The sequence below is a fragment of the Gelidibacter sp. genome (assembly GCF_053579655.1).
Window position 1 is genome coordinate 15739 of the sequence record NZ_JBMDWE010000014.1, and the last position, 23418, is coordinate 39156.

Here is a 23418-nt window from a genome sequence, read left to right on the forward strand (position 1 = left end):
TGGTTTGTGATATTTATTTCTTAAAGAAGTTGATGTTATACTTTAATTCAAAAGAAACCAATGTGCTTATGACTGGCGAGGCCACAAACTCTCTGATTTCAGCGTTGAATAAGTTGGTAACGTTAACACCTAACGATAAGTTGTCATTAAAGTGATAACCTGCGTTGGCATCTACCGTGAATCCACCTAACTGACCGTAGTTCCATGTTCTTCCAACACGTGCATTTTCAACAATTTCATTGACCCCATCGCCATTCATATCTTGTGTTTTTGCAGCAACATTGATCCCTGAGAAGAAATCATATTTTTGTACATAACGGCCATAAGCAGCTGCATAAAACTTTCCTTTATTGTAATGAAGTCCTAAGCTGAATTTGTTGTTTGGCGTATTGATAGGCAATTCACTTTCTAATACGATACCATCTAAATTTCCATCATTTGCCATATCATTTAAATCAAGTGTACGACCAAAGTAGGAATAGTTAAAAACACCTCTGAAGCTATCATTAAAATAATAATTGAATCCAACATCAAATCCGTAAGTATCCACATGGCCAAAGTTTAAATAGGTTAAGACAAGCGCACCATTACTTCCTGGAACAACATCTCCTATTGGTTTAGCTCCTACATGTGTTACAGGGCTGCTAGCGGCAACGTTAACCAATGGACTGATAAAATTATCAGAGACGTTGTAATAAGCGTTCGTATCAATAAACAATTTGTCAGACAGTTTCCCTTTATATCCAATTTCGTATGAATTGATGGTCTCTACATCCAACCTAGGAATTTTAGTACCGTTAGCCAATGTAAATCCTTCACCATTACCTAATACCAATCCTCCGAATAGTTTTCCTTTTAGATTTAAAATTGATGGCACTGCAATACCTTTTCCATAGGTAATTCTGAAAGTTCCATTATTAACTTTTTTGGTAATCGCTAATTTTGGGATAAAGTTGGTGCCATATAAATCATGATTATCTATACGTCCACCTGCCAAGAATCCCCAACCGGTTTCTTCTAACTTATATTCCAATTGGGTATAAACGCCTGTTTGTCCTAAATCGATTCCGCCTTCATCCAAAAGATACGTCCCTTTGGAGTCTGCCATGTCTTTTTGGTATTGTGCACCTGCCGTTAAATAGAAATCATCCCAATTGTTATTATACTGGGCTTCTGCATTAAATCGTCTAGAATCATCCACAAACAATGCGCCTCGCTGCAATGCGATCCCATTGCCCTGACCTTGGCCTAATTGAAACCATTGTTCCAAATATGAACGCTCACTTGCCTCTTGCTCAGAAAAACCATTGTTTATAAACGACACATAATTCTGTGTACGCTGGTTCATAGCATAAGTGTCATCGGTTTTACTCCAGGTGTAGTAAGTATTTGCGAAAAAGTTTTTAGAAACAAATTTTAATTGCGCTTCCGTAATTCTCCAATCCTTAATTTGATTGCGACCCGCACTGGTTACTCCAATATTGCTACTGTTACTGTGACCATAATATCCGGTAAGCTCAGAACCTTCGGTTGGTTTATAGTTTAAGGTAGCACCATATTTTTGCGAGGTAAAATCACGATCTAAATCCAACTCCTTGTAACCTTTTGTCCCTACATAAACTGAATCCGTATAATCGAATTCAGTCCCTTGAGCTCTTTCAAAGTGAACTTTGTAGGCAAACTTATCATCAATGATTTGAGCATGTCTGACACGTCCTGTGAATACATTTTGATTTCCTGCGCCTATTGCAAACGTTGTTCCTTCAGAAGTTCTTGGGTTTTTAGTGATTGTACTTACCAATCCGTTATGTGCATTCGGCCCGTATAGTGTTCCGTTTGGACCAAGAAGGATTTCAACACGTTCAATATCATCCTTAGAAATGGTGGTAAAAGAACCCATAGGTAATCCCGTGGCAATCAATGTAGATAAACGATCATCCGTAACTTGTAAATTCTTTGAATTGAATGCTGAGTTAAAACCTCTAATATTGATACCAGTACCTAAAACACCAGCTCTCACAAAATCAACCCCTTTTTGTCTTGCAGCCAACTCGCCAATGTTGAAGCTTGGGAATTCTTCAATATCTCGCGCAGTAATAACGTTTACCGTCGCTGGTACATCTGTAATTTTCTGTGGTTTTTTATTGGCCGTTAAGATCACTTCATCCAAAACGGTATCTGAATCTTTTAACGACGCATCTAGCTTTGTCGTCTGGCCAGAATTTACCATAACACTTTTGGTCGACGTTTCGTAACCAATGTAGGACACCGCCACATTATAAGTGCCAGCAGCAACGCTTTCAATAGAATAGCGACCGTCAAAATCAGTCATGGCGCCTTTATTTAAACTTCTAATAGATACAGTTGCTCCAGATAAAGGCATCCCCTTCGCATCTGTAATTAATCCACTGATACTCCCAGTGTCTTGTGCGTTGACCAAAAAAGAACCGAAAAGAGTTAATAATAAGAGTAGTTTTTTCATAATGAAGAAATATTGATTGAGTTATTTATACGGCAATCTATTATGAATTAGAAGACCATGCTTTGTGAAAACTAAAGCTTTTAAGTGTGACTATTATAGGTGTTTACGAACATGTTGAATCACAATATACTGTTAATCAACAAGTTATACTTAAAAATTATATGTATGACTTTAGTTTTAAAAAAGCCTCAGGTAAATTTTTAGAAAGCTTATCAATGACCTTGATCATCAATTGTTTTTGATTGGTAGTCGCCTGAATCCCTATGATGGGTGCTTTAATTTCATCCAATAATCGCGTGGAATTGATCTTGCCTTCCATATATCTGGACAAGGAAATGCTCCATGAGATATTAGGAACATAGTTGTTTTGCTTTTGACGTTCTTTCTCTTTCTCGATGAGGTCGAATTTAGCAGCTATTGTCAGCACTTCTTCGTAATTTTCCTGGGCGATCAGGGTACTGATATAGGACGTAAAAAAGTGATGCCAACGGTGTTTGAGGACTTCATTTTTGTATTTTCTCAAAAATGTCTTGGCGGTTGCTTCGGCTATACTGTTTTTTTGAAGTTCAGATAAGACGCGGATTTGGTACGAACAATAACCGATTTTTTGATGGTAATTATGGGTTTCCTTATACAGATCCTTGTGCTTTTCCAATAAGGAAAAGGCTTTTTCGGGTTTGTTATTTCGCAATAAAATCGCCACCAAATTATTCAAATACATCAAGGTGTCGTTGTTGTCCTGACGGATGGACAAATAGCCATAAAACTCAGCTTCCTTAAACTCATCCTGTTTGGAATGCAACAAAACCCGATTCGCATAATAATTAGATAATAAACGTCTGGAGTACATGGAACCTTCACTAAAGTAAACATCAATTTGGTCAAAAAGCGCTTTTAATTTTACGTTTTCATTATAATTAGTGTACATAAAAGCCAACAAAACAAAGGCCTGATACCTATTCTTCCCGTTGATGGAATCATCTTTAAAAACCTTTAACAGCCACTTTTCCAAATGCTTGGTTTCGTTGTTGTTTGAGGTATATTGATTGGTAATTTCAGTGGTGGCATCGTAGAGCTTTTCTTTGATCTCATGTACTTTATTATAATGCGCTTTGTAGGTTTTTATAAAGTCGGCCACGATTTGATGATCCTTATACCGCATCCGTACCAAAAGATAGGATTTGTATTCTTTGGCAAGATCATAGAGGTTGTGAAAGCTAAAGTCGATCGTTTTATACGATGCGATATAGTTCAGGAATTGGCGTTCTTCATCGGAAGCAATCGCATCGGTCAGGATTTTTTGGTTTAAAGACATGATCCAATTAATATTGGCGTCCACATCGATACTTTCCAATTTCTTTTCAACCCAATCCTTTATATAGGAATATTTTCGCTTATCGATGCTGGTATCAAAATCTTTAGGCGCGTTTTGAGACAAGGCATTGGCGATGACCAACTGAATGATTTGAAGCTTTTCATCTTCTACAAACTGATATTGCGTTTCGAGGTATTTGGCTTCGTTTGGAAGAATGGATTTACTAAACTCTGTGAATTTTTTAAGCTTTGTTTTCATTTCTCATCTACAAATTTCTGGATGAGGGCGTTAACTTCCTTTGGTTTTTCAAACTGTACAAAATGTCCGGCATCTTTTATAAATTCCAATTTCGAATTTTTAATTTTCTCTAAGGCGATATTTCCAACCGCCACGGTCGTCAAGGTCGGATTAAAATAGCGATTCGGAATCAGCATGTCCTGAACGCCAAAAATGACGAGTGTATGTTGCGAGATATGCTCCAAATCCTTATAAACAGGATCATCGAGCATCCCCGAAACACTTTTTACGATGGCTTCACAATTGGCGTCAAAATCTGACGCTTCCTTGATTTGTTTTCGGTCTTCAATCATCTTGGAAACCTCTTCGGGCTGCACATAAAAATTTAAAGCATAGTTTTTCTCAATCTGCGCATCCGTGGTGTTTTTAACCGAGGCTACGGTAAAAAAGGATTTCATGACCCCAGCACTCGCTTCAGAAAACTGCTCCAATCCAGCAGGTGCCACGAGAATCAGCTTTTGAATATCCTGAGGATAAGTGGTTGCCAACTTAACACTCGCCTGTCCACCCATCGAATGTCCGATCAAAACCACGTTTTTCAACTCCAATTTTTGGATGAACTGATGGATGATTTCTGCAAAATACGAAGCGGTATAATCGGCATCAGGTTTTGATGATTTTCCATAGCCTGGCAAATCCAAAGCGATACAGGTATAATCGTTTTTCAAGACGGCAATGTTTTTTGACCAAGCATCGGAGTTGCTGCTTAAACCATGCACAAACAGCAAGGTTGGCTGTCCTGTTCCTTCTTTTACATAGCTTATTTCCAATCCGTCCAAAGTGGTCGTACAGGTTTTAAATTCGTAGTCTGAAAGCAGTTCTTTCATGGTTTTTTGGTGGTTTTGTGAAAATACAGCCGTTTTAAATAGGATGAAAATGAGTAAAAAGCTAAAGTGTTTCATTAGTCTGATTTTATGGCGTTAAAATAAGTAAAGAGCTTTTTCCGGGATACTTTACCTAAACTTGTGAGTGGGATTTCATCTAAAATAAAAATATATTTGGGATGCTTGAATGCTACTAGATTTATTTTTAAATAGTCTCGGATTTCTGTTACCGAAAGCTGTTTGTTGTCGGTGGCGACAAAGGCGATGCCACATTCTCCCCATTTGTCATCCTTCACACTTAAAACCACAGCTTTAGTAATGTCCTCCAAATTTTCGAGTTGTGTTTCTATTTCCTGCGGATAGATATTCTCGCCTCCAGAAATATACATGTCGTTTTTACGGCCTTTCATATACAGAAAACCTTCCGCATCATAATAGGCGAAATCGCCCGTAAAAAGCCAACCTTTCTTTATTTTAGTGCTCGTTTTAACTGAATTGTTCCAGTAGCCAGGCGTTACGATGTCGCCTTTAATGCACAACTCGCCTACTTCGTCGGCCTTGACAGCTTCTCCGTTTTTATCCACGATTTTTACATCCAAATAAAAGTTGGGCTTCCCGATGGAATTTGGTTTTAATTCGGCCATTTTATGATGCAATGAAGTGATGCTCGGCCCAGCTTCCGTTAAACCATAGCCTGGTCGGATATAAATGTTTTTCTCTTCCTTCCAGTAGGTCACGAGTTCAGACGGTACTTTTTCGCCGCCAGAAATGATATAGCGCAACTTTTTCAGGTTGACGTCCTTAAAAACGGCAGACTTTTGCATCATCAATAACATCGTAGGCAAGGCCATAAACAAGGTGGTTTTGTTGAGTTCCAACAAGCACAATGTTTTATCGGCATCAAATTTTTCCAACATCCCAATGTGCGCACCTTTGTGCAATAAGGGCGTCACAAAAATATTCCAGCCCGACGTGTGATAAGGTGGTAGCACGTTGATTGTGGAATCCCTGAACGTAATCCCCAATTGCATAGAGGTGTTTAAGCTGTTCCAAAATAACATCTTGTTGGTATAGATGACGCCTTTTGGAGTGCCAGTCGTTCCCGAGGTATAGAATATAAACAAGGGATTATCCGCTTTGATCTGAAAGGTTTTAACTGCTGGGGTTTCTGTCTTTTGATAAACCTGCTTTAGGCTATCAAAAGAAACCGTCGTTAGATTTTGAAGTGATAATTCCTCAACTTGGTGGTGATGATTTTCATTGTAGATCAATAAACTTGGCGTACAATCGATGATCAGATTTGCTATTTCCTTTAGAGACAACCGATAATTTAAAGGCACGATCACAATGCCCATCCGTTGGCAAGCCACAAAAAGCACGATATAGTCCAAACTGTGCTCGGCCAAAACAGCGATTCGGTCGCCTTCTTCCAAATGAAGCTCCGCAAACTTATTCGTTAACCGATTGGCATAGCTATTTAAATCACTATACGTATAACTTTGATTCGAGTCATACGATGTAATGGCAATTTTATCTGGCGTATAATCCGCCCATTTAGCTGTCCAATCGAGTGTGTCCAATTTGTTTCTTTTCGTCTAATTTATAAAATATATAACCTACAATAAGCGAAGTTACAATCCCTATCGCTGCAGAAACTCCTGGATTGTTCACAGGTTCTTGCATATAAGGCGTAATCCTTCCGTAATATATACCAAAATGCACGACAATGGCTGTGATGCTCGCAATAAAAACCGAGCGCGTAGACACATGCTTTAAAAATGTTCCGAAAAGCACCGGCACAAAAGCTGCTGCAAAATAGGCATAAACGCCATTTTGGGCGAAAATAGCCACGCTCACCGCTGGATTTTTAATCTGATTCGAACTTAATAAAAAGCTCACAATGGCCAATACCACAATGACCATTTTGTTAATGGTAATGGTTTGTTCCGTAAACTTATTCTTAAACAACGGATTGATGATATCGGAAGTGATCGTGATGGACAAGGACTGAATTAAACTTTCTAAAGTGGATAGTCCCGCCGAAATCAATCCCACAACGATGACCAAGCCTACTCCTACCGAGAATTTGGTAACCACATAGGTTGGAATAATTTCGTCCATTTTTAAGGCTTTTCCGTTGACCATAAAATCAGGGAAACTGAGGCGTGCATACAAGCCAACAATAACCACTAAAAAGAAAATGACCATGAACGCAATCCCACTAAATAAATAGGTATTCACTTTACTCGAATCCTTGAGCAACAAGGATTTTGTAATGATATGCGGCTGACAAACAATGGCCACCCCAATAACAATCTGAGTAAATATAATTTCGAAATAATCACGAAACAGAAAGCTGGACGGATTGGTCGCTTTGGTCAAATTCGGATCAATCGCGTTCAGTTTAGCCATAAAGCCAGTGATGCCATCGGTAAAATATTCTGCGCCAGATCCAATCAAAATAATCGCCACAATGGCCATAATAATCGCCTGAATCGTATTGGTATACACCATGGAATTTGCGCCACCAAACATCATATAGCCAAATACAAAGGCGGTAATGCCCATCAATACATAAAACGGATCGGCATTAAGTGATTTGGAGATGACTTGTGTCAACCCGACGTTAATCAACACAATAAAAGTATTGAGCAAAAGTGCGGCAATAGCGAAGAAAAATGAATAGTTCTTGCTGTCATACCGCTTCCCTATCCACTGCGCCATGGTGGTTGCTTTCACTGCCTTTCCTTGTTTGGCAAAACCTTTAGTAAAAACAATCAACGACACAAATGCCGCAATGGGCATTACCAAACCAAAAGAAATAACCCCTGAAATCCCGTAGAGCGCTATAAACCCCGGGTTGATGATAAAAGTTGCTGCACTGGTCATGGAAGCCGCTAACGACAAACCGACCACCCAAGACGGAAAACCAATGTTACCAACCGCATAATCCTGAATGTTTTTATTTTTCCGAGCACCACGAATGACGAAAAATAAAATGACACCAGCGTAAACCGCTAATAAAACCCACATATAAGTCACTAAAGTATCTGATGCAATCATTGGAATGAAGTTGTTTAAAAACAAATAACAAACTTTAAGTTATTATAGTTCCTATAGTTTGTGATTCTTAGGGTGTGACTATGGATTGGAATTAAGTAAATATATGTAAAACATAGAGATATCAATACTTATAATAACTATGACTACTATATAAACTAATTATAGGGAAGTGAATTTTAGAAAGTTGTTGGTGGAAAAACCAACAAGGGCAAGTTTCTTTTCAAAAACCTCATATTTTCAAATCGCCAGCTTTAATCCAATTCCATTTTTTCATTAAGTAATAAAAGAAATAAGACAATAATGCTGGAAGTAGAAACTGTAATATCACAATATTCAGTATGATGGTAGTGGATGCCATTTCAGATTTCATTTTATGAACCGATTTGACCAACCAATCCACACGTGCCCATCCCCGATTCTAACGCTGTATTTTTCATGTTAAAAAACACAATAGCAATCGGACCAATAATAGCCGAAGCCAATGTAGGCGGAATCCAGATTTTCCAATTCTTATAGATATTGGGCATTTGCAACATGCTTGTTCCTATGCCTTGAGCCAAAAATCCTTTGATGCCGTTATCTTTATAGCTAATGGTTGCAAAACCGATCATTTGGGCACAACAACCAATGGTCGCAGCTCCTGCAGCCAGGCCATCAAGTTCCAACATCAAACACAAAGCTGCCGAAGAAATGGGCAAGGTTAGTGCCATTCCCACCACTACGGCGACAACGATTCCCATGATAATGGGGCGAGACAATGTTGCCAAGGTAATAAGTTCGCCAATACTTTGCATTAAAAACTGGACGGTTGATCCGATAATAACAGCCAATAAAACGCCTGTAAGAACGGTTACAATGGGTGTGACTATAATATCTATTCGGGTTTCGTTGAAAATCAATTTGCCTACTTCCGTGGCCATTATGGCTGCCAAAAAAACCGTTAGCGGCCCGCCCATCTGATAAGCAGCCACGCCCACAACCGCAGATGAAAACAGCACCAATTGTGGCGCTCGCAAACTATAGGCTATCGCAATGGCAATGGCCGGTCCTGTGGCTTGTTGCGCCACTGGCCAAAGGACATCCTTCAAGAAATAAATGTTCAGCTCCTCTCCTATTGTTTTTAATATGGTACCCACCAAAAGCGTCGCAAATAAACCATAAGCCATCGCACCCATGGCCTCTACAAAATATTTTCTTGCAGAAAAATCGACATCTTTACGATGAAGAAAAGCTTTTAAATTCATTTCATTGGTTTCTGTTCCAAATTAACGAAAAAATCACGGAGTAGTTAAGCGCTTATTAGAAAAGCCCTTGAGAAGGGCTTAAATCAGTTGGATTTTTATCAATTTATGAGGTTGTGCAACGGTTACCGGTGTTGTGCATAGTGTTTTCTATCCGTTTTGTTTATAATTCCGTCCAGTTTTAAATCCGCAATAAGTTAGGAAAATCAGTAATAATATTTGAATTAAAAACAGAACATTTGCCAATATTTCAAAATTACTTTCCTTCGGCTCAATTTCAGTTTTATTTTTTCCAGCACTCAAAGGTGGATAAATTGTCCAACTTGAAGTTTGTTGGATTAGAGCGCCTACTATTGAATCAATTCTGATTAACACTAAAATGAGCAGAATTGTAGAATTCATTAGAATTAGATTTGTCGTCAAATTCTTAAAATTCCGTTTTAATGTTCGGAAGAGGTAAACGCCGAAAAAGATTAGAACTGAAAATAATAGCACAAAATGAACATTCGCAATTACAAAATAAGTATCGTGAATGTTTAAATCAAGAGTAGAGTCCGATTTAAATCCGTCATTTCCGAAAAGAACAAAATTCATAATCAGCACGAAGACGATTGTTCCAATTAGCCTATAAATTTCTTTTCTTTTCAAATTTCGGTTTAGTTATATTTAGTCCGCTTTCAATTCAGACGTATTTTTCTCGTTTGCAGAATGTTGGTTTACATTATGAACAACGCTTATGTATATGAGATGCGGCGTGTTTTAGCACGAACCTCTCCAAATAAAAACTGGCTTTGGAAAATCCGCAGGGTTTTCCAAGTGAGGACAGACCAAGCCAAAGCTTATATACCACTGTAGTGCGTAGTTTTTATTACTTATAATTTTCTTCAACTATTAACTATATCACTTTCTATTTCATCAGCTGCTTTTACAATAATATCTTTTGTACTGTCTTTTAATGTTTCAATTATTGTTTTATCATTTTTCTTATCTCTATCAAAAAAGTTCAATATCGGATTGTCTGACTTTTGATAGTTTGAAATTAATTTACCCGGGTTTTCACTTGTTACATTTAAGAAACTGTTTAAAAGTTTTATTCTTAACTCCTCTGACATATCAGAGTCTTCGATATTCTCAATTTGTTTAGAAAGTCCTTCAATTGTCATACTCAATACTTGTTTATGGGAGTATTCTTCTATTAATCTTTTTGATAGGTTTACTTTTTTATTAGCTGAAATTGTAATCCAAATTAATGGAATATACAATGGAAGAAAAGCTAGCATTATTTTTGGTGCTCTTTCAATAGTTTCTGTTAAAGTTGAGTTTTCAGATAAAAAGTAAAAAACACTTATTCCAATTGGCAATAAGGCTGACAATGAAATCCAAAGAATACCATTTTTAAAATTTACTTTGTATTCATTGTATAATTGTTCTTCTTCATTCTTTTTAGTAACAAAAGCAGAACTTAATCCAGCTGTTAAAGCATTTGGAAGTAAAGATTCAATTTGTTTGCTAATCTTATCGTATTCCTTTTTTGAATTTGTCTTTAGACTATCTAAATCATCTTGATTTATCTTAACAAAATTATCATACTGTTCTTTACTTGTTTCTTTCAGCTGCTTCAAATTAATTTCTAAATTTTCAGCTGTTTCGTTAAGTTTGTCATATGACGTTTGCAATTCGCTCTGTAGGCCTTCTACACTGATTATTTCTCCGTCTTCATTTTCATCTTCATAGCCAAGTATTTCGCGATGAAGTTCATCTATTTCAGTTTTTTTGGATAAAATTCCTTTATACGTTGTATTAGCTTTACTAGAGTTTTCTTCTATTTTGATAATTAACTCATCTAATTGTTCTATTTCTTCTTCTATTTCTGGATGTTCTTCTAATACTTCACTTATTCTTGTTATAATAGTTGATAGTTTAATACCATTTTCCAATAATTCACTATTGGCTTCTATTGCCTTTAAGTGATTTGAAGTTATGTCAATTAATTTATTATCAATTTCAGCTTCTATATTGACTAACCTTGAATGTATTTCGTTGGCTTCGTTTAGTCGAGCTTCTGCTTTGTTTCTATATTCAGCAACTTTTCTTGATGCTTGTTTAGCTTCTTTTTCAATGTCTGACGGTTTTTCAGCGACTTGTTTTTCAAGTTCAGAAAGTCTTCCCCAGAGCTTTTTTCTTTCTTCCTCTAGGTATTCAATTTTTTTTGTATTTTTTCCATCAAACATTTTTTTCGGTTTTTAGGGTTACGTACTACAACTTATTTACATCTCTACTAAATCCGTTCCATCCTACTTCAAGAGCAGGATACAAGAATCTTTATTATTCTTACATTTAACACCACTAGCCCACATTTCCAGACAGTACTTACAATCCTCAATATCCGCTAAAAGTACATCAACCGCAATCCCAAACCATGCGGAAACCCGCACCCGCAAAAACTGACAATCAAATCCCTAAGGCAACTCCTACAAACATAATATAATTTTAACATTTCTTAACATTCTTGTTAAAAAAATACAAATCTCCACTAGCGCTCGTTTGCAACGAGTGCTTTCAATCATCAATATCCGCTAAAAGCACATCAACCCCACACCAAAGGAAGGGTTCCGTCAACATTAAAAAACAATTTACCCAGAAACCGCCACTTTCATGACGCTGCCACTAGCAAGTTCATAAAGACCGCTATTGATCTCCTGGTAAAAGCTGATCCCAATCCCCACCACCGTCACATCTAGAGGAATCGTAGCACCCGTGGCCAGGACAATCTCAAGGGCTATCAACGGTGATAGCGCATCACTCAATAGCAAGGGGTCCGAAAGTACAGTCCCACTCATCCCTTCAAATTCGGGAGTGAGGACCTTATAGGAATTTTCAGCAGGGTTATAGGCAAAATCACTCATATAACCTGCCCAGAATACCATCCTAAAATGCGTCGCGCCCTCTATTATTTTAACCGACGTATCGGGGCTAAACGGGTCAAGATCCCAAGCTACTGAATTACGGTCGGGACGGATCACGGGCAGCTGGACCACCCGGAAAAAACGGGAATTATTTTAGTGGGTAACTTCAAGTTACAGGTGTAGTACCTTAGAATCGTTATGCCAAACCAAAGTAAATACAAATTAAAGCAATGGTGTCAAAAAAACCATGTACAGAAACAATAAACCACATATCGTATTTACGCAAATAGAATATCAGGGCTAAGAGTGCTCCGACAATCCCTGTAACAAGTTGCCCTGTAATTCCTTGTTGACTATGCATAAAACCAAAGAAACAAGCAAATAGGACAATATTGAGCACAATGCTGACTTTACTTTCTCCTAGGAATTTCACAAACTGTCGCATAAAATAACCGCGAAAGATAATTTCTTCTCCAAACGCCGTAGCACTCCACACTAATAATAAAGCAACTAAACAGACTGGGAGATTTCCTCTCAATTGATCGAAACTTGAATAATCTATAGGAGTGCCTGTGAGTTTTGTAATTCCAGGAACCAATGCAAAGACATAAAAAGCAAAGAGTCCTAGTGCAACTAATGGAGCAAGTAGGAAGATGTTATTGAATGTGAATTTTTCACGTTGAAATCCAAGTGCTAAAAATGGTTTTCCTTTGTGTTCTATATAATTCGCTAAAATGATTAATATAGAAATAATGATATTTTCTATGTAACTAATTTGTATTGGTCCAAACCATAAAAAGCAGATGCTTGTAAAGGTTATTAAAGGAATTAATGTTTGTCTTAAGGTAATTTTATTCATTGTTTTCTGATTTTAAATTCTAATCGAAATAATGAACAAATTCTCTAAAAACTCCTTTAAATACTTATGTTTTTACTGAATGGTCGTTAATTTATAACTGAATAGTCGATAGTTTTTGGCAGCTTTTATTCAAACCAATCCATAAATGCTTTTCGCTTGTAACGACTGATATTGATTTCAGCAATCGTATCGTTTACAATGGAAGCTTGTAACCTTATACGTAACTTGCCGTTTTCAATTTTTTCAATTTGGTCTACAGCATCTTTGTGAATGATAATTTGCCTATTGGCTCTAAAAAACAATTGATCGTTTATTTTTTCTTCGAGCTCGTTCAATGTAAAATCGGTGTTAATTGTTGTGCCATCACTTTGATCAGTATATACAATTTTGTTTTCGCTGTAAAAGCACGCAATATCTTCATAGGTAAGCTTCGTTATTTTCGCGCCACTTTCAATTATAATTTCAGCATCTTTTATGGATAACTTATATAAATTGTATAGGTCTTGTGCATAGAATAAACCTATGAGAATAAAACTCAATAATAAGGTAATTAGCAATCCGATTAATAAATAATAGAACTCTGTCTGTCCACCAACAACTATATTGAAAATAATATTTACAGGAAAATACATGATTGTAATATATCCTAGGGTAGAAGCCATATACCATATGATAATGACAATTTCTACTTTTTTAGAGAAATACTTTTTCTTGTAAAATTTAAAATTAAGATGTGCTATGATTCCAATGAGAATACATAAAACAATAGACGACAGAAATCCTTCTATAGGAAATCTATACGATTCGCCATCTGGAAAACTTTCGCGCTTAGTTAAATGATTCGTCACTAAAAAGAAAATCATCAATACAATTGCTTTCTGAAACCAACGCCAAGCAGAACTAAAGATAAATGTATGCCATGCTTTTTTTTGTATATCCTTGGTTGGCTGTTTATTATTCATGAATAGCGGTTATTTTTTTGTCAGAAGAAGTTTGAATTAGAATGCTTTTTTACCATTGCAGTTAACTCGTTCAGATTCACGCTTATCCCACTTTATGGGTCACATACAAATCATTTTCAATGCACCCGTAAAAAAATAACTTTCAAATCACCAAACCTAGTTCAACAAACATAATATTATTATAACATTTATTAACATTTCTGTAATCAAATACAAATCCTCTGTCCGCTTGCGCTCGTTTGCAACGAGTGCTTTCAATCATCAAAATTCAAAATCTTAGATCAGGTCCACCGAATCGGAAATCAATATCTCGCGCTCGCCTCACAATCCGGGACCGCCGTTCACGATACGCTTCATGATGCTGGTCATTCGACTACGCCCAAATCATCAGACGGAAGTTTTAGCGCAACGCATAAAAGAATACTGAAACATAACGGCACGTGAAAGGGTGTTAGTGGAAAACACTAGCAATTCCCGAATGTTAAAAAATATTCGCACCAGAGAGCGTTTGTTGGTGGAAAACACCAACCACGACAGATAAAATAAACGGCAGCGAAGCTCTGAAAACAGTCACACCCAAAATCGCGAATCCCGCACTTAACTCATATAATATGCTCATGTAGGATAAAACTAAGACTAAGAATATCCTTATCTTTGTGTGTATAACTATTAGGATTAAAAGATTTGCAACAAATAAAAAACTACCTTGATCAAATAGCAACCATTTCTCAAGCAGACTGGGATTTTTTTACTTCTAAATTAATTCGACGCGTCATTCCAAAGAAAGCTGTTTTTTTAAAGCTTAATGAGGTGGAAAATTATATCTCGTTTATTGAATCGGGCGTGGTTCGTGTGTTTATTCCCAAAGAAGATCCAGATAAAGAAATCACATTTGGCTTTAGTTTCAAGGATCAGTTTATTAGTGCTTATGACTCCTTTCTAACACGAAAACCTTCTGCATATCAACTGCAAGCCCTCACTGAAACCACTATTTTAAGCATCACTTATGATGATTTGCAGGCGGTTTATAAAACAACCCAAATCGGAAATCTTATTGGCCGATTGGCTGTCGAACGGCTCTTTTTGATAAAATCCAGCCGCGAACAAAACCTCTTGAATCTTAACGCAGAAGAACGCTATTTGAAGTTATTTAAGGAGCGTCCTGAACTCCTGAAAGTGATCCCCTTAAAATACATCAGTTCTTATATTGGTGTGACGCCGCAAGCGTTGAGCAGGATTAGGAAGCGGATTTGATGACGAATTAGGGATGAGAAATTAGGGATTAGTAGATGGATTGAAGATTAGCGATTAACGATTGTTGATTTTTGAAGTTTTGATTCGGACAAGTTGGCAAGCTTTGAAAGATTGCAAAAACATGTTAATTATTTGCTATCAACAATCCGAAAATATCTGCGGAAAACCTTTAAGCTATGACGCATTAGTTATGAAGCATCAGTACATGCTATTAAGATTAACGATTGAAGATTAACGATTGTAGATTTTTGAAGTTTTGATTCGGACGAGTTGGTGCACTTTGAAAGATTCCATGTAAAGTATTTGACATCAACAATCCGCGAATATCTGCGAAATCTGCGGGAAACCTTTCTTTTATGCGAAGTAGTTGCATCTACCTAAAAGCTATTACGCAAAGCTCCACAAAGGAGACACAAAGTTTCACTAAATCACTGGATTTTTAATCTTTGCACTTTATAAAATAGCGAAAAACCTCGCTGTTTTATTGACTTAGGTTCATTGTTTGCCCCTGCTTATCACTTTATCTTTGCAAAAAAAAGTTATGATTATTGTTATTTTTGTTTTGGTACTGTGGTATGGAGGCTTGTTTTTCCAATCGTTCTTTTTACATCGTTATGCAGCGCATCAGGTTTTTACCATGTCCAAAACGATGGAACGCATTACCTTTGTCCTGACCTGGATTTTTCAAGGCTCAAGTTATTTAAGCGCTTATGGTTATGGAGTTATGCACCGCATGCACCACGCTTATACCGACACAGAGTTGGATCCGCATTCGCCATCTTATGATGACAATATGTTTGCAATGATGTGGAAAACGAAAACTATTTATCAGGATATCAACACCCAACGCATTGAAGTCGATCAGCGCTTTACCAAAAACGTTCCGCAATGGACAGCTTTTGATAGATTTGCGAGCTCTCGTATTTCACGAGTACTTTGGATGGCCCTTTATGTACTATTCTTTGTTTATTTTGTAACCGCTTGGTGGCAATGGCTATTATTGCCCTTAACCTTTATGATGGCGCCTGTTCATGGCGTAATCATCAACTGGTTTGGACATATCTACGGCTATGTCAATTACCAAATGAAAAACACCAGTAAGAACCTCTTTCGTTTTGACTTTTTAATGATGGGCGAAGGTTATCACAATAACCACCATAAATTCGCAAGTCGCGCCAACTTCGGTGTCAAATGGTATGAGATTGATATGACTTATTTAATCATAAAAGTGTTGGATGCCGTTGGGGTGATTCAGTTGAAGGCAGTTCCTGTTAAGAAATAGAAATATTCATTTTTATCGATTTCCTGTACTTAAAAATCTGCATCTGATGCCTATCTTAAAACGTATTTTAATGTGAATGTATAGGATTTACTTTATATCGCATAGAAAGTACAAGGTCTTTAATTTAAACCACTTCTTTAAATACGGTTTTAACCCAGCTTTCTAAGGTATACTTCTTTAGGATGTCATCAGGGATTGGTGCATAGGATGAATTTAAAAAGCTATTAGGAATAGCTATATTTTGCTCATCAATTATCAAAATATTTTGCGGATTATAAAAGTCATAAGTCGCAATTTCAGAATTGTTTGTAATGATTTTTTTTTGATAACCCATCGCTTCAAAAACTCTAAAGGTCAGTCCTTTGTGCTTTTTTATTACCCCTAAATCGAGCATACAAGCAGATTGTTTTATATAACGTTTTACTGCTTCTAGGGGAATAGGCTTCTCAGTAATTTCTATCAAATCATTGGAAGAAAGGTCCTTGCTCGTTTTTACAATAATTTTAAACTTGTTTTGCTGTTCCTTCAATGTTTTGGCTATTTCAAGTAATATCGGAAATCTTTTTCTGTCATAACTCGTAATGTTAAAGACACTGTATTTTAGAGGTATCTCATCAATAGTTGGAGGCTCTAGTTCATAAATGAAGTTAGTGATGAACTTAAATCCAAATGTTTTGCAATCGTTCGGTTCAAAACTATAAATTTCATCAAACAAATGAATGGTCTTCTTTTTTCTAGGAAAACGGTCTACACCATCAAAAAAATAGGTTTTAAATAATTTTGTTCTAGCCTTTAATTCTGCCAACGTCTTAATCGAAAGCATATCGGGACGAATTATTAAAATGATATCAAAATGGTCATCTTTAATTATCGGTTTAATATAATCTTCTCGGTAATCGAATTTTAAATCTTTTGAAAATTGCTTGTAAAAAAAGTTCTTAATTTTTGTACTTAAGCTATCGTATTTATAGGAAGGAATATGGATATCAGTAACTTCAATATCGCTATATTTTCTGAGTTCGTCCGCAACTTTTACAATATAACCCATATATTCGGGAGCGATAATCAAAGCTTTCTTCATACTTATAAGCAAATATTAACTGAGTTTGTCACGAAATTACATAAGTACGAACTATATCCATGCTTTGATAACAAAATGTTTTATTCGAACAAATTGATAATAGCTCGCTATTCTGATGATGTAATAATTATCGTTGTTAGTGGAAACCACGAAAAATGGCAATTTCATTTTAGACTATAATGTTTACAAAACCCTAATCCGTACTTTTTTCTTCTTCAATCGTGAGTTGTCCAAAGCATTAACGATACGTTTTGATTCCGTTAGCGGCACGGCAACAAAAGCACAATCTTGCTTGAGTTCAATAGTTCCCAATTGCTCCTGGGTAAGACCACCTTGTTTCATAAAAAGACCAACGATATCTCCTTTTGAGATTTTATCCTTACGTCCTCCCGAAATGAATAAGGTTTCCCAAAAAGGTGCTGCACTTGGCGCTTTTGTGGAAATTCTGATAGGTGGAGTTTCTTTTATAAAGTCAGGTAATTGCTCATCACTTCCTTTAAGCACATAAGCAGTTCCTTTCGCATTGACTCGGGCCGTCCGTCCGTTTCTATGGATAAATTCCTCTTTATGGTTGGGCAATTCATAATGAATGATAAAGCTGAGCTCTGGAATATCGATGCCTCTTGCTGCCAGATCGGTTGCTAGAAGTATTTGACTTGTCCCGTTTCTAAAGGTAATAAGCGACCGTTCACGTTCTTGCTGCTCCATTCCTCCCGAAAAACAAGAGTGATTGATTTTGTTTCGCGTGAGATAGTTGCTCACTTTGTCAATGCTCTCTCTTAAATTACAAAACACGATGCCTTGGTGATTGCCAATATGGTGCAGCAACTCCAGTAAAGTTGGCAGCTTGTTTGGCTTTTGTGACACCACCGTTTTGATGGCTAACGTAGATTTCTTCTTTTCTGTGAGATAATCCACAGTCGTCGGTTTATTCAAACGGACAAACCCTGGGATTTTCTCCAGTTGCGTGGCAGACGTTAAAATGCGTTTATTAATGCTTGGCAATTGACCGATAATCGCTTTCATTTCGTCTTCAAAACCATCTTCGAGCGATTTATCAAACTCATCTAAAATAAGGGTTTTGATGCTCGTTTTCGGAAAACGATCGGCTTCAAAATGATCTAAAATACGTCCAGGCGTACCGATTAAAATAGCTGGCACATGCTTGATCTCTATTTTGTCCTTGGACATTGGTCTGCCACCATATACGGCATTCACCTTAAATCCAGAACCCATATCTCTGGCCACTTGCTCAATTTGAATGGCCAATTCGCGCGATGGTACAATTATCAAGGCTTGGACTTCCTTAATATCTGGGTCTAAAACATCCAATAAAGGTAGTAAAAAAGCCAAAGTTTTACCACTCCCCGTTGGCGATAGCAATATGGTATTGGTGGTTGATCCAATGACATCAATGGCTTCCCTTTGCATGGGATGCAAGGTTTGGATATTTAACTTATCTAAAATATCCTGTTGATCTTTAATATTATTTGCCATTGGAATTAATTCTTTTTATGTTTTTTAGAAGGCTCTGGTTTTGCAGTGTCCATGCCTGATTCTATTAAGTAATTGGCCAATATTTTATCGACCAATTCGTCTTTTGTTAAATGATGAAATACCGTTTTTATCTTGGCTTTAAAATCTTCTGAAACCTCACGATTGGGTTTCGTCTTGAATATCTTTTTAGCCCATAAAAGCCCATTATTTTCTTCAATGCTTTGTGCATCTGCTTTTTTAAATTCATGAAACACAATCCCCAATTCGTTTTCAAATTCGGCAATCTCATAAACTTCTTCTTTTTGCAATATGGTTAAGGATAATCCTTTGGCTCCTGCCCTAGCCGTTCGTCCACTGCGATGCACATAAGCTTCATAGGTATCAGGCAAATGGTAATTGACCACAAAGGACACTTCCTTGACGTCAATACCACGTGCTGCCAAATCGGTAGCCACTAGAATATTAATATGGCCTTCTCTAAATTGTCCCATTATTCGATCGCGAATGCCTTGGGTCAAACTCCCATGAAGCGCACCCGATGAGAATTTATTGATGGCCAAGTTTTTAGCCAATTTATTAACCGCAGCTTTGGTTTTACAGAAGATTATGCCACGCTCGCCTTCTCTACTATTTAAAAAATGAAGGAGTACGTCTAATTTCTCAATCGGCTCCACCACTACATATTGATGATCGATGCCTTGATGCCCAACCGTTGCCATATCCGCCTCGATGTGCACCACATGTTTTGACATGTAGTTTTGAACCAACTGCTTTATTGATCCCGGCATAGTGGCCGTAAACAATAAGGTTCGTCTCGATTTTGGAATGTCCTTTATAATGACATCGACCTCATCTTTTAATGCGCTAACCATTTCGTCCGCTTCATCCAGAACAAAATATTGAACAGCTTTAATATTAATAGCCTCACGTTTCATCAAATCGACCAATCGTCCTGGAGTTGCCACCACGATATGTGTCGTCGTTTTTAAACGTTCCATTTGAGGTTTTATAGGAATTCCACCACATAAGGAGGCGATGGAGATTTCGGGAGTTTCTACAGCAAAAGACACCAAATTGTTATAAATCTGTTGTCCCAATTCGCGCGTTGGCGCTAAAATTAACGCTTGAATATTGGTATTTGTGATGTCAACCAATTGCAGCAAAGGCAACCCAAACGCGGCTGTTTTCCCTGTTCCCGTTTTTGCCAAAACCACTACATCTTCTTTTTGATTTAGAACTACGGGAATCGTCTTTTCTTGTATATCTGTAGGAACAGAAATTCCTAAATTTTCTAAACTCTTTTGTAGTTGATCATTAATCCCTAAATCTGAAAACTGTTTTGACATAAAATATATTTTGCGCAAAGATAACCACACTTTCGCAGGGAATAACGACAATCCCCTTATTAATACACTGCGAATTGCGATAAATAGCAGGAGAGCATTTCAAGATATAATGTTTAACTTGATAATTAAGGTTTTTATGATAATGGTTGAGATCATGAAGTTGATTTCAGCGAGCAAAAACAACTTTAAAAAAGAGTCGTCATTCTAACCAAATGCGTTCGATCTCTAAGGCAAAATACTCTTTCTTTTTATTTCCTATCAGAAATGTGACTTCTTCCATAATTTCGCCATTATAATTGGGCATATTTTGAGTATGACCTCTAAAACTAGGATAAAACGCCGCCAACGGAATGCGGATAGTTTCCCATTCGCCAGAGGTTTGAAATTCGTGGATGTATGAAAAAGGTTGCTCTAAACGTTCTTTGATTCGGAATTGATACATTTTACCATCGCCCTTAATGCGCAATAAACGGACTTATAATTAGAGACCAATTTTTCAGGAAATGCATGTTTAACCGAAGAGAATCCGCCGCTGTTTTCGGTAGTTATAAAGCCTTCAAAAAGAGCATTGCCAGCAGCATTGATGGCCATTTTTCCTTTAGAAAATCCACCCATAACCCCGTCATTCACAATATGCCAAGCCTCAGAATTTAAGTGCTGTGAAAAATCATAAATGACGGAATCAGCTTGAGGATTCATATTTTCAATAATTATCTAACAAAAAGATAGGCATTCTATTAATAAAAATAATTGATATTACTTATTTTTCGACATTCAACTCGTCCATGATCTCCGCAAATAATTCATACGAACGAATTCTATCCTTAACATCAAAGATATTCGTGACCGCAATGACTTCATCAGCTTTGGTGTGATCCAAAAATGCTTTGACCTGTGCTTTTACAGTGGCTTTACTACCTATAAATGAATATTTCAGCATTTGGTGCACTTGAGGATGCTGCATAATTTCCCTAAGTTCTTGCGTCATTGCCGTTGGCGGTTGTAAATATTCTCTTTTGCCCGTGAAAATGCCCACAAACATGCGTATTAACGAGGTTGCAAAACGATCCGCTTCCTCGTCGGTTTCAGCTATAATAATGTTCACACCTGCCATCACATAAGGCACCTCTAAAATTTCAGAAGGTTGAAATTCTTTTCTATAAGTGTCGATGGCATTTTCTAAATGCTGTGTGGCAAAGTGGCTGGCAAAAGCATAGGGCATTCCTTTTTTAGCAGCCAAATGCGCACTATCGGTACTGGAGCCTAAAATATAAATCGGTACTTCTACGCCTTCTGCTACAGTGGCGCGAATTTTAGAATGCACATTGTCTATTGAAAAATATTTTTGAATTTCTTCTATATCACTAGGGAACGAATGCGCAGCCTGCATAAAATCAGAACGAATGGCCTGAGCAGTTTCACGATCAGTTCCTGGTGCTCTACCCAATCCTAAATCAATACGGTTGGGATATAAAGATCCTAAAGTTCCAAACTGTTCGGCAACAATTAAAGGTGAATGGTTAGGCAGCATAATTCCGCCAGAGCCTACGCGAATTGTCGTTGTGCCTTCGGCAATATAACCGATAAGAATGGCCGTGGCACTACTGCCAATATTAACGGCATTGTGATGTTCTGCCAGCCAAAACCGTTCGTAACCTAAGCTTTCGGCTTCTTGCGCCAAGGCTAAGGAATTATTAAAAGTTTGTTTGAGACTATGACCTTCAGAGACTAGAGCGAGTTCTAAAAGAGAGTATGTTGTTTTTTGGGAATTCATATAGTGTTAACTGATAGTGTGTTGAAATTAGACTATGGATTTAGTCCTAAATCACAAAATTACTGCATAATTTGCTGGCTTACTGTTAGAGCTTTGTTAATCCGAATAAACAGATTCCAACAACCTAGAAGAGGAAGACATGAATTTCTTTTATTACTACAAGCTGAACCCGTTCTCACTATTATTATGTTTTGTATTTATAAAACTTTTTTTTTGTGATTAAAAAAACGAAGGTTTGGAGCAATAAAACCCAAATATCGAAGGATTTGCAAATTGATTTTTTTGATTTAAAATTGGTTTGCTTTTATTGCGAAACTTAATTTAAAATAGTTCTTAACATGAATACAACTATGTTTGCCGTGTTGGACACCATCTAGTGGAACCAAAATAACCAATAAAAATTAATAGCTATGAGTAAAACAACCCTAAAAGTAAATAACAACGGATCATTAAGAATAAGTGGCGATTTTGAAATTGTTGATAAGGACGGCAATGCCTATGACCTTGGTGGTCGTGATGTCATTTCTTTATGTAGATGTGGACTTTCAGCCAATAAACCTTTTTGCGATGGCGCACACCGAAATCACTTTGAGCATGATGCCGTAGCTTTTGCTTTGCCTCCAAAGGCATAATTTGCAAACCATAATTTTGCTGTCTAACTTAATGTAGAAAGCATTTAATAAACGAAGCTTAAGTTACTTTAATACGACTTTTAAAGTGACTTAGGCTTTTTAAACCGGATTGTTAGGTATCTAAGTAAACTCAATGCTTCTTCCCAAATAGCCCTTCAGCCTTACCGCTAACTAATTTTAAAACAATAGTGTTCAGAATTTACAAAATCAATTATTCCGTAAGCTCTTCACATCTTCATTAGCCAGCACCAAATCGTTGATTAAAGTCGTCAAATAAACGGTGGCATTAGTATTTGCAATGGCATTGGCTTCAATCTGTTGATTGATTGCGGCTAATTGTTCCTCTTTTTCAGCATCTGAACGACGAATTTTGAAACTTTGGATGTCTGCAAGTTTGGCATTTAAACTCTGTCTTTGCTTCCTTAATTGATCCAGTTTTACGCGATGATTTCTTATAGTATTTTCAATAATACATACTTTGTGTACTGTGGTTAAGCTGTCAAGCTGCCTTTTATAATCAGTTTGTGCAACTAATTCTATCGAAAAAAATAATGTAATTAATAAGAAATATGGTTTCATTTTATTTTAGTTTAAAACGCTGCA

The 23418-nt window shown here is 36.9% G+C and carries 19 protein-coding genes and 1 pseudogene; 3 read left to right on the forward strand and 17 right to left on the reverse strand.

From position 1 onward, the window contains the following. Nucleotides 1–13: 13 nt before the first annotated feature. From ACOH2D_RS08785 to ACOH2D_RS08835, 11 genes are all read right to left on the reverse strand, one after another. The gene (locus ACOH2D_RS08785; RefSeq protein ID WP_449534992.1) at nucleotides 14–2482 is read right to left on the reverse strand and encodes a TonB-dependent receptor; all 2469 of its coding nucleotides are present in this window, start codon (nucleotides 2480–2482) and stop codon (nucleotides 14–16) included. A 157-nt stretch (nucleotides 2483–2639) separates the two neighbouring features. Continuing rightward, nucleotides 2640–4055: a hypothetical protein gene (locus ACOH2D_RS08790; protein ID WP_449534993.1), complete on the reverse strand. Its 1416-nt coding sequence runs from the start codon at nucleotides 4053–4055 to the stop codon at nucleotides 2640–2642. Then, nucleotides 4052–4996 carry an alpha/beta fold hydrolase gene (locus ACOH2D_RS08795; RefSeq protein WP_449534994.1) on the reverse strand — a complete coding sequence of 315 codons (945 nt, stop codon included), beginning with the start codon at nucleotides 4994–4996 and terminating at the stop codon, nucleotides 4052–4054. Before ACOH2D_RS08795 ends, ACOH2D_RS08790 begins: the two co-directional genes overlap by 4 nt. After that, nucleotides 4996–6498: a class I adenylate-forming enzyme family protein gene (locus tag ACOH2D_RS08800; protein WP_449534995.1), complete on the reverse strand. Its 1503-nt coding sequence runs from the start codon at nucleotides 6496–6498 to the stop codon at nucleotides 4996–4998. Before ACOH2D_RS08800 ends, ACOH2D_RS08795 begins: the two co-directional genes overlap by 1 nt. After that, a complete protein-coding gene (locus ACOH2D_RS08805; protein ID WP_449534996.1) occupies nucleotides 6473–7981 on the reverse strand; it encodes a sodium:solute symporter family transporter in 1509 nt (502 codons plus the stop codon). The genes ACOH2D_RS08800 and ACOH2D_RS08805 overlap by 26 nt, the downstream gene beginning before the upstream one ends. 371 nt (nucleotides 7982–8352) lie before the next feature. After that, the gene (locus ACOH2D_RS08810; RefSeq protein ID WP_449534997.1) at nucleotides 8353–9225 is read right to left on the reverse strand and encodes a PTS sugar transporter subunit IIC; all 873 of its coding nucleotides are present in this window, start codon (nucleotides 9223–9225) and stop codon (nucleotides 8353–8355) included. Nucleotides 9226–10106: 881 nt separating this feature from the next. Next, entirely contained in the window at nucleotides 10107–11453 is a 1347-nt protein-coding gene (locus ACOH2D_RS08815) for a coiled-coil domain-containing protein (RefSeq protein ID WP_348036241.1), read from the reverse strand. Nucleotides 11454–11855: 402 nt separating this feature from the next. Next, nucleotides 11856–12260 (reverse strand): hypothetical protein, encoded by a 405-nt coding sequence (locus ACOH2D_RS08820; RefSeq protein ID WP_348036240.1) that lies wholly within the window; start codon nucleotides 12258–12260, stop codon nucleotides 11856–11858. A 64-nt stretch (nucleotides 12261–12324) separates the two neighbouring features. Next, complete coding sequence (locus tag ACOH2D_RS08825) at nucleotides 12325–12987, reverse strand: CPBP family intramembrane glutamic endopeptidase (RefSeq protein WP_348036239.1); 663 nt, start codon at nucleotides 12985–12987, stop codon at nucleotides 12325–12327. 125 nt (nucleotides 12988–13112) lie between these two features. Beyond that, nucleotides 13113–13949 (reverse strand): LytR/AlgR family response regulator transcription factor, encoded by an 837-nt coding sequence (locus ACOH2D_RS08830; RefSeq protein ID WP_449534998.1) that lies wholly within the window; start codon nucleotides 13947–13949, stop codon nucleotides 13113–13115. Between the two features lie 481 nt (nucleotides 13950–14430). Further along, nucleotides 14431–14568, reverse strand: a complete 138-nt coding sequence (locus tag ACOH2D_RS08835; protein ID WP_348036236.1) for a hypothetical protein — start codon at nucleotides 14566–14568, stop codon at nucleotides 14431–14433. Nucleotides 14569–14633: 65 nt separating this feature from the next. On the opposite strand from ACOH2D_RS08835, the gene ACOH2D_RS08840 reads away from it, so the two are divergent. Together ACOH2D_RS08840 and ACOH2D_RS08845 are read left to right on the forward strand one after the other, a co-directional pair. Then, entirely contained in the window at nucleotides 14634–15203 is a 570-nt protein-coding gene (locus ACOH2D_RS08840; RefSeq protein ID WP_348036235.1) for a Crp/Fnr family transcriptional regulator, read from the forward strand. A 541-nt stretch (nucleotides 15204–15744) separates the two neighbouring features. Beyond that, a complete protein-coding gene (locus ACOH2D_RS08845) occupies nucleotides 15745–16485 on the forward strand; it encodes an acyl-CoA desaturase (RefSeq protein WP_348036234.1) in 741 nt (246 codons plus the stop codon). Between the two features lie 124 nt (nucleotides 16486–16609). On the opposite strand, the gene ACOH2D_RS08850 is transcribed toward ACOH2D_RS08845, so the two are convergent. The 5 genes and pseudogenes from ACOH2D_RS08850 to ACOH2D_RS08870 all read right to left on the reverse strand — a co-directional run bounded on the left by ACOH2D_RS08850 (nucleotide 16610) and on the right by ACOH2D_RS08870 (nucleotide 22183). After that, nucleotides 16610–17566 carry a WaaS/CpsH family glycosyltransferase gene (locus tag ACOH2D_RS08850; protein WP_348036233.1) on the reverse strand — a complete coding sequence of 319 codons (957 nt, stop codon included), beginning with the start codon at nucleotides 17564–17566 and terminating at the stop codon, nucleotides 16610–16612. Between the two features lie 183 nt (nucleotides 17567–17749). Beyond that, complete coding sequence (locus ACOH2D_RS08855; protein WP_348036232.1) at nucleotides 17750–19063, reverse strand: DEAD/DEAH box helicase; 1314 nt, start codon at nucleotides 19061–19063, stop codon at nucleotides 17750–17752. A gap of 5 nt (nucleotides 19064–19068) precedes the next feature. Further along, the gene (locus ACOH2D_RS08860) at nucleotides 19069–20409 is read right to left on the reverse strand and encodes a DEAD/DEAH box helicase (protein ID WP_449534999.1); all 1341 of its coding nucleotides are present in this window, start codon (nucleotides 20407–20409) and stop codon (nucleotides 19069–19071) included. 199 nt (nucleotides 20410–20608) lie between these two features. Next, nucleotides 20609–21108: pseudogene (locus ACOH2D_RS08865) on the reverse strand (CIA30 family protein). Nucleotides 21109–21169: 61 nt separating this feature from the next. Beyond that, on the reverse strand, nucleotides 21170–22183 hold the full coding sequence (locus tag ACOH2D_RS08870) for an LLM class flavin-dependent oxidoreductase (RefSeq protein WP_449535000.1): 1014 nt from the start codon (nucleotides 22181–22183) through the stop codon (nucleotides 21170–21172). A 410-nt stretch (nucleotides 22184–22593) separates the two neighbouring features. Between ACOH2D_RS08870 and ACOH2D_RS08875 the strand changes: the two genes are divergently transcribed. After that, nucleotides 22594–22815 (forward strand): CDGSH iron-sulfur domain-containing protein, encoded by a 222-nt coding sequence (locus ACOH2D_RS08875; RefSeq protein WP_348036228.1) that lies wholly within the window; start codon nucleotides 22594–22596, stop codon nucleotides 22813–22815. A gap of 207 nt (nucleotides 22816–23022) precedes the next feature. On the opposite strand, the gene ACOH2D_RS08880 is transcribed toward ACOH2D_RS08875, so the two are convergent. Next, nucleotides 23023–23394, reverse strand: coding sequence for a hypothetical protein (locus tag ACOH2D_RS08880; protein ID WP_348036227.1), 372 nt, complete (start codon nucleotides 23392–23394; stop codon nucleotides 23023–23025). Nucleotides 23395–23418 lie beyond the last annotated feature (24 nt).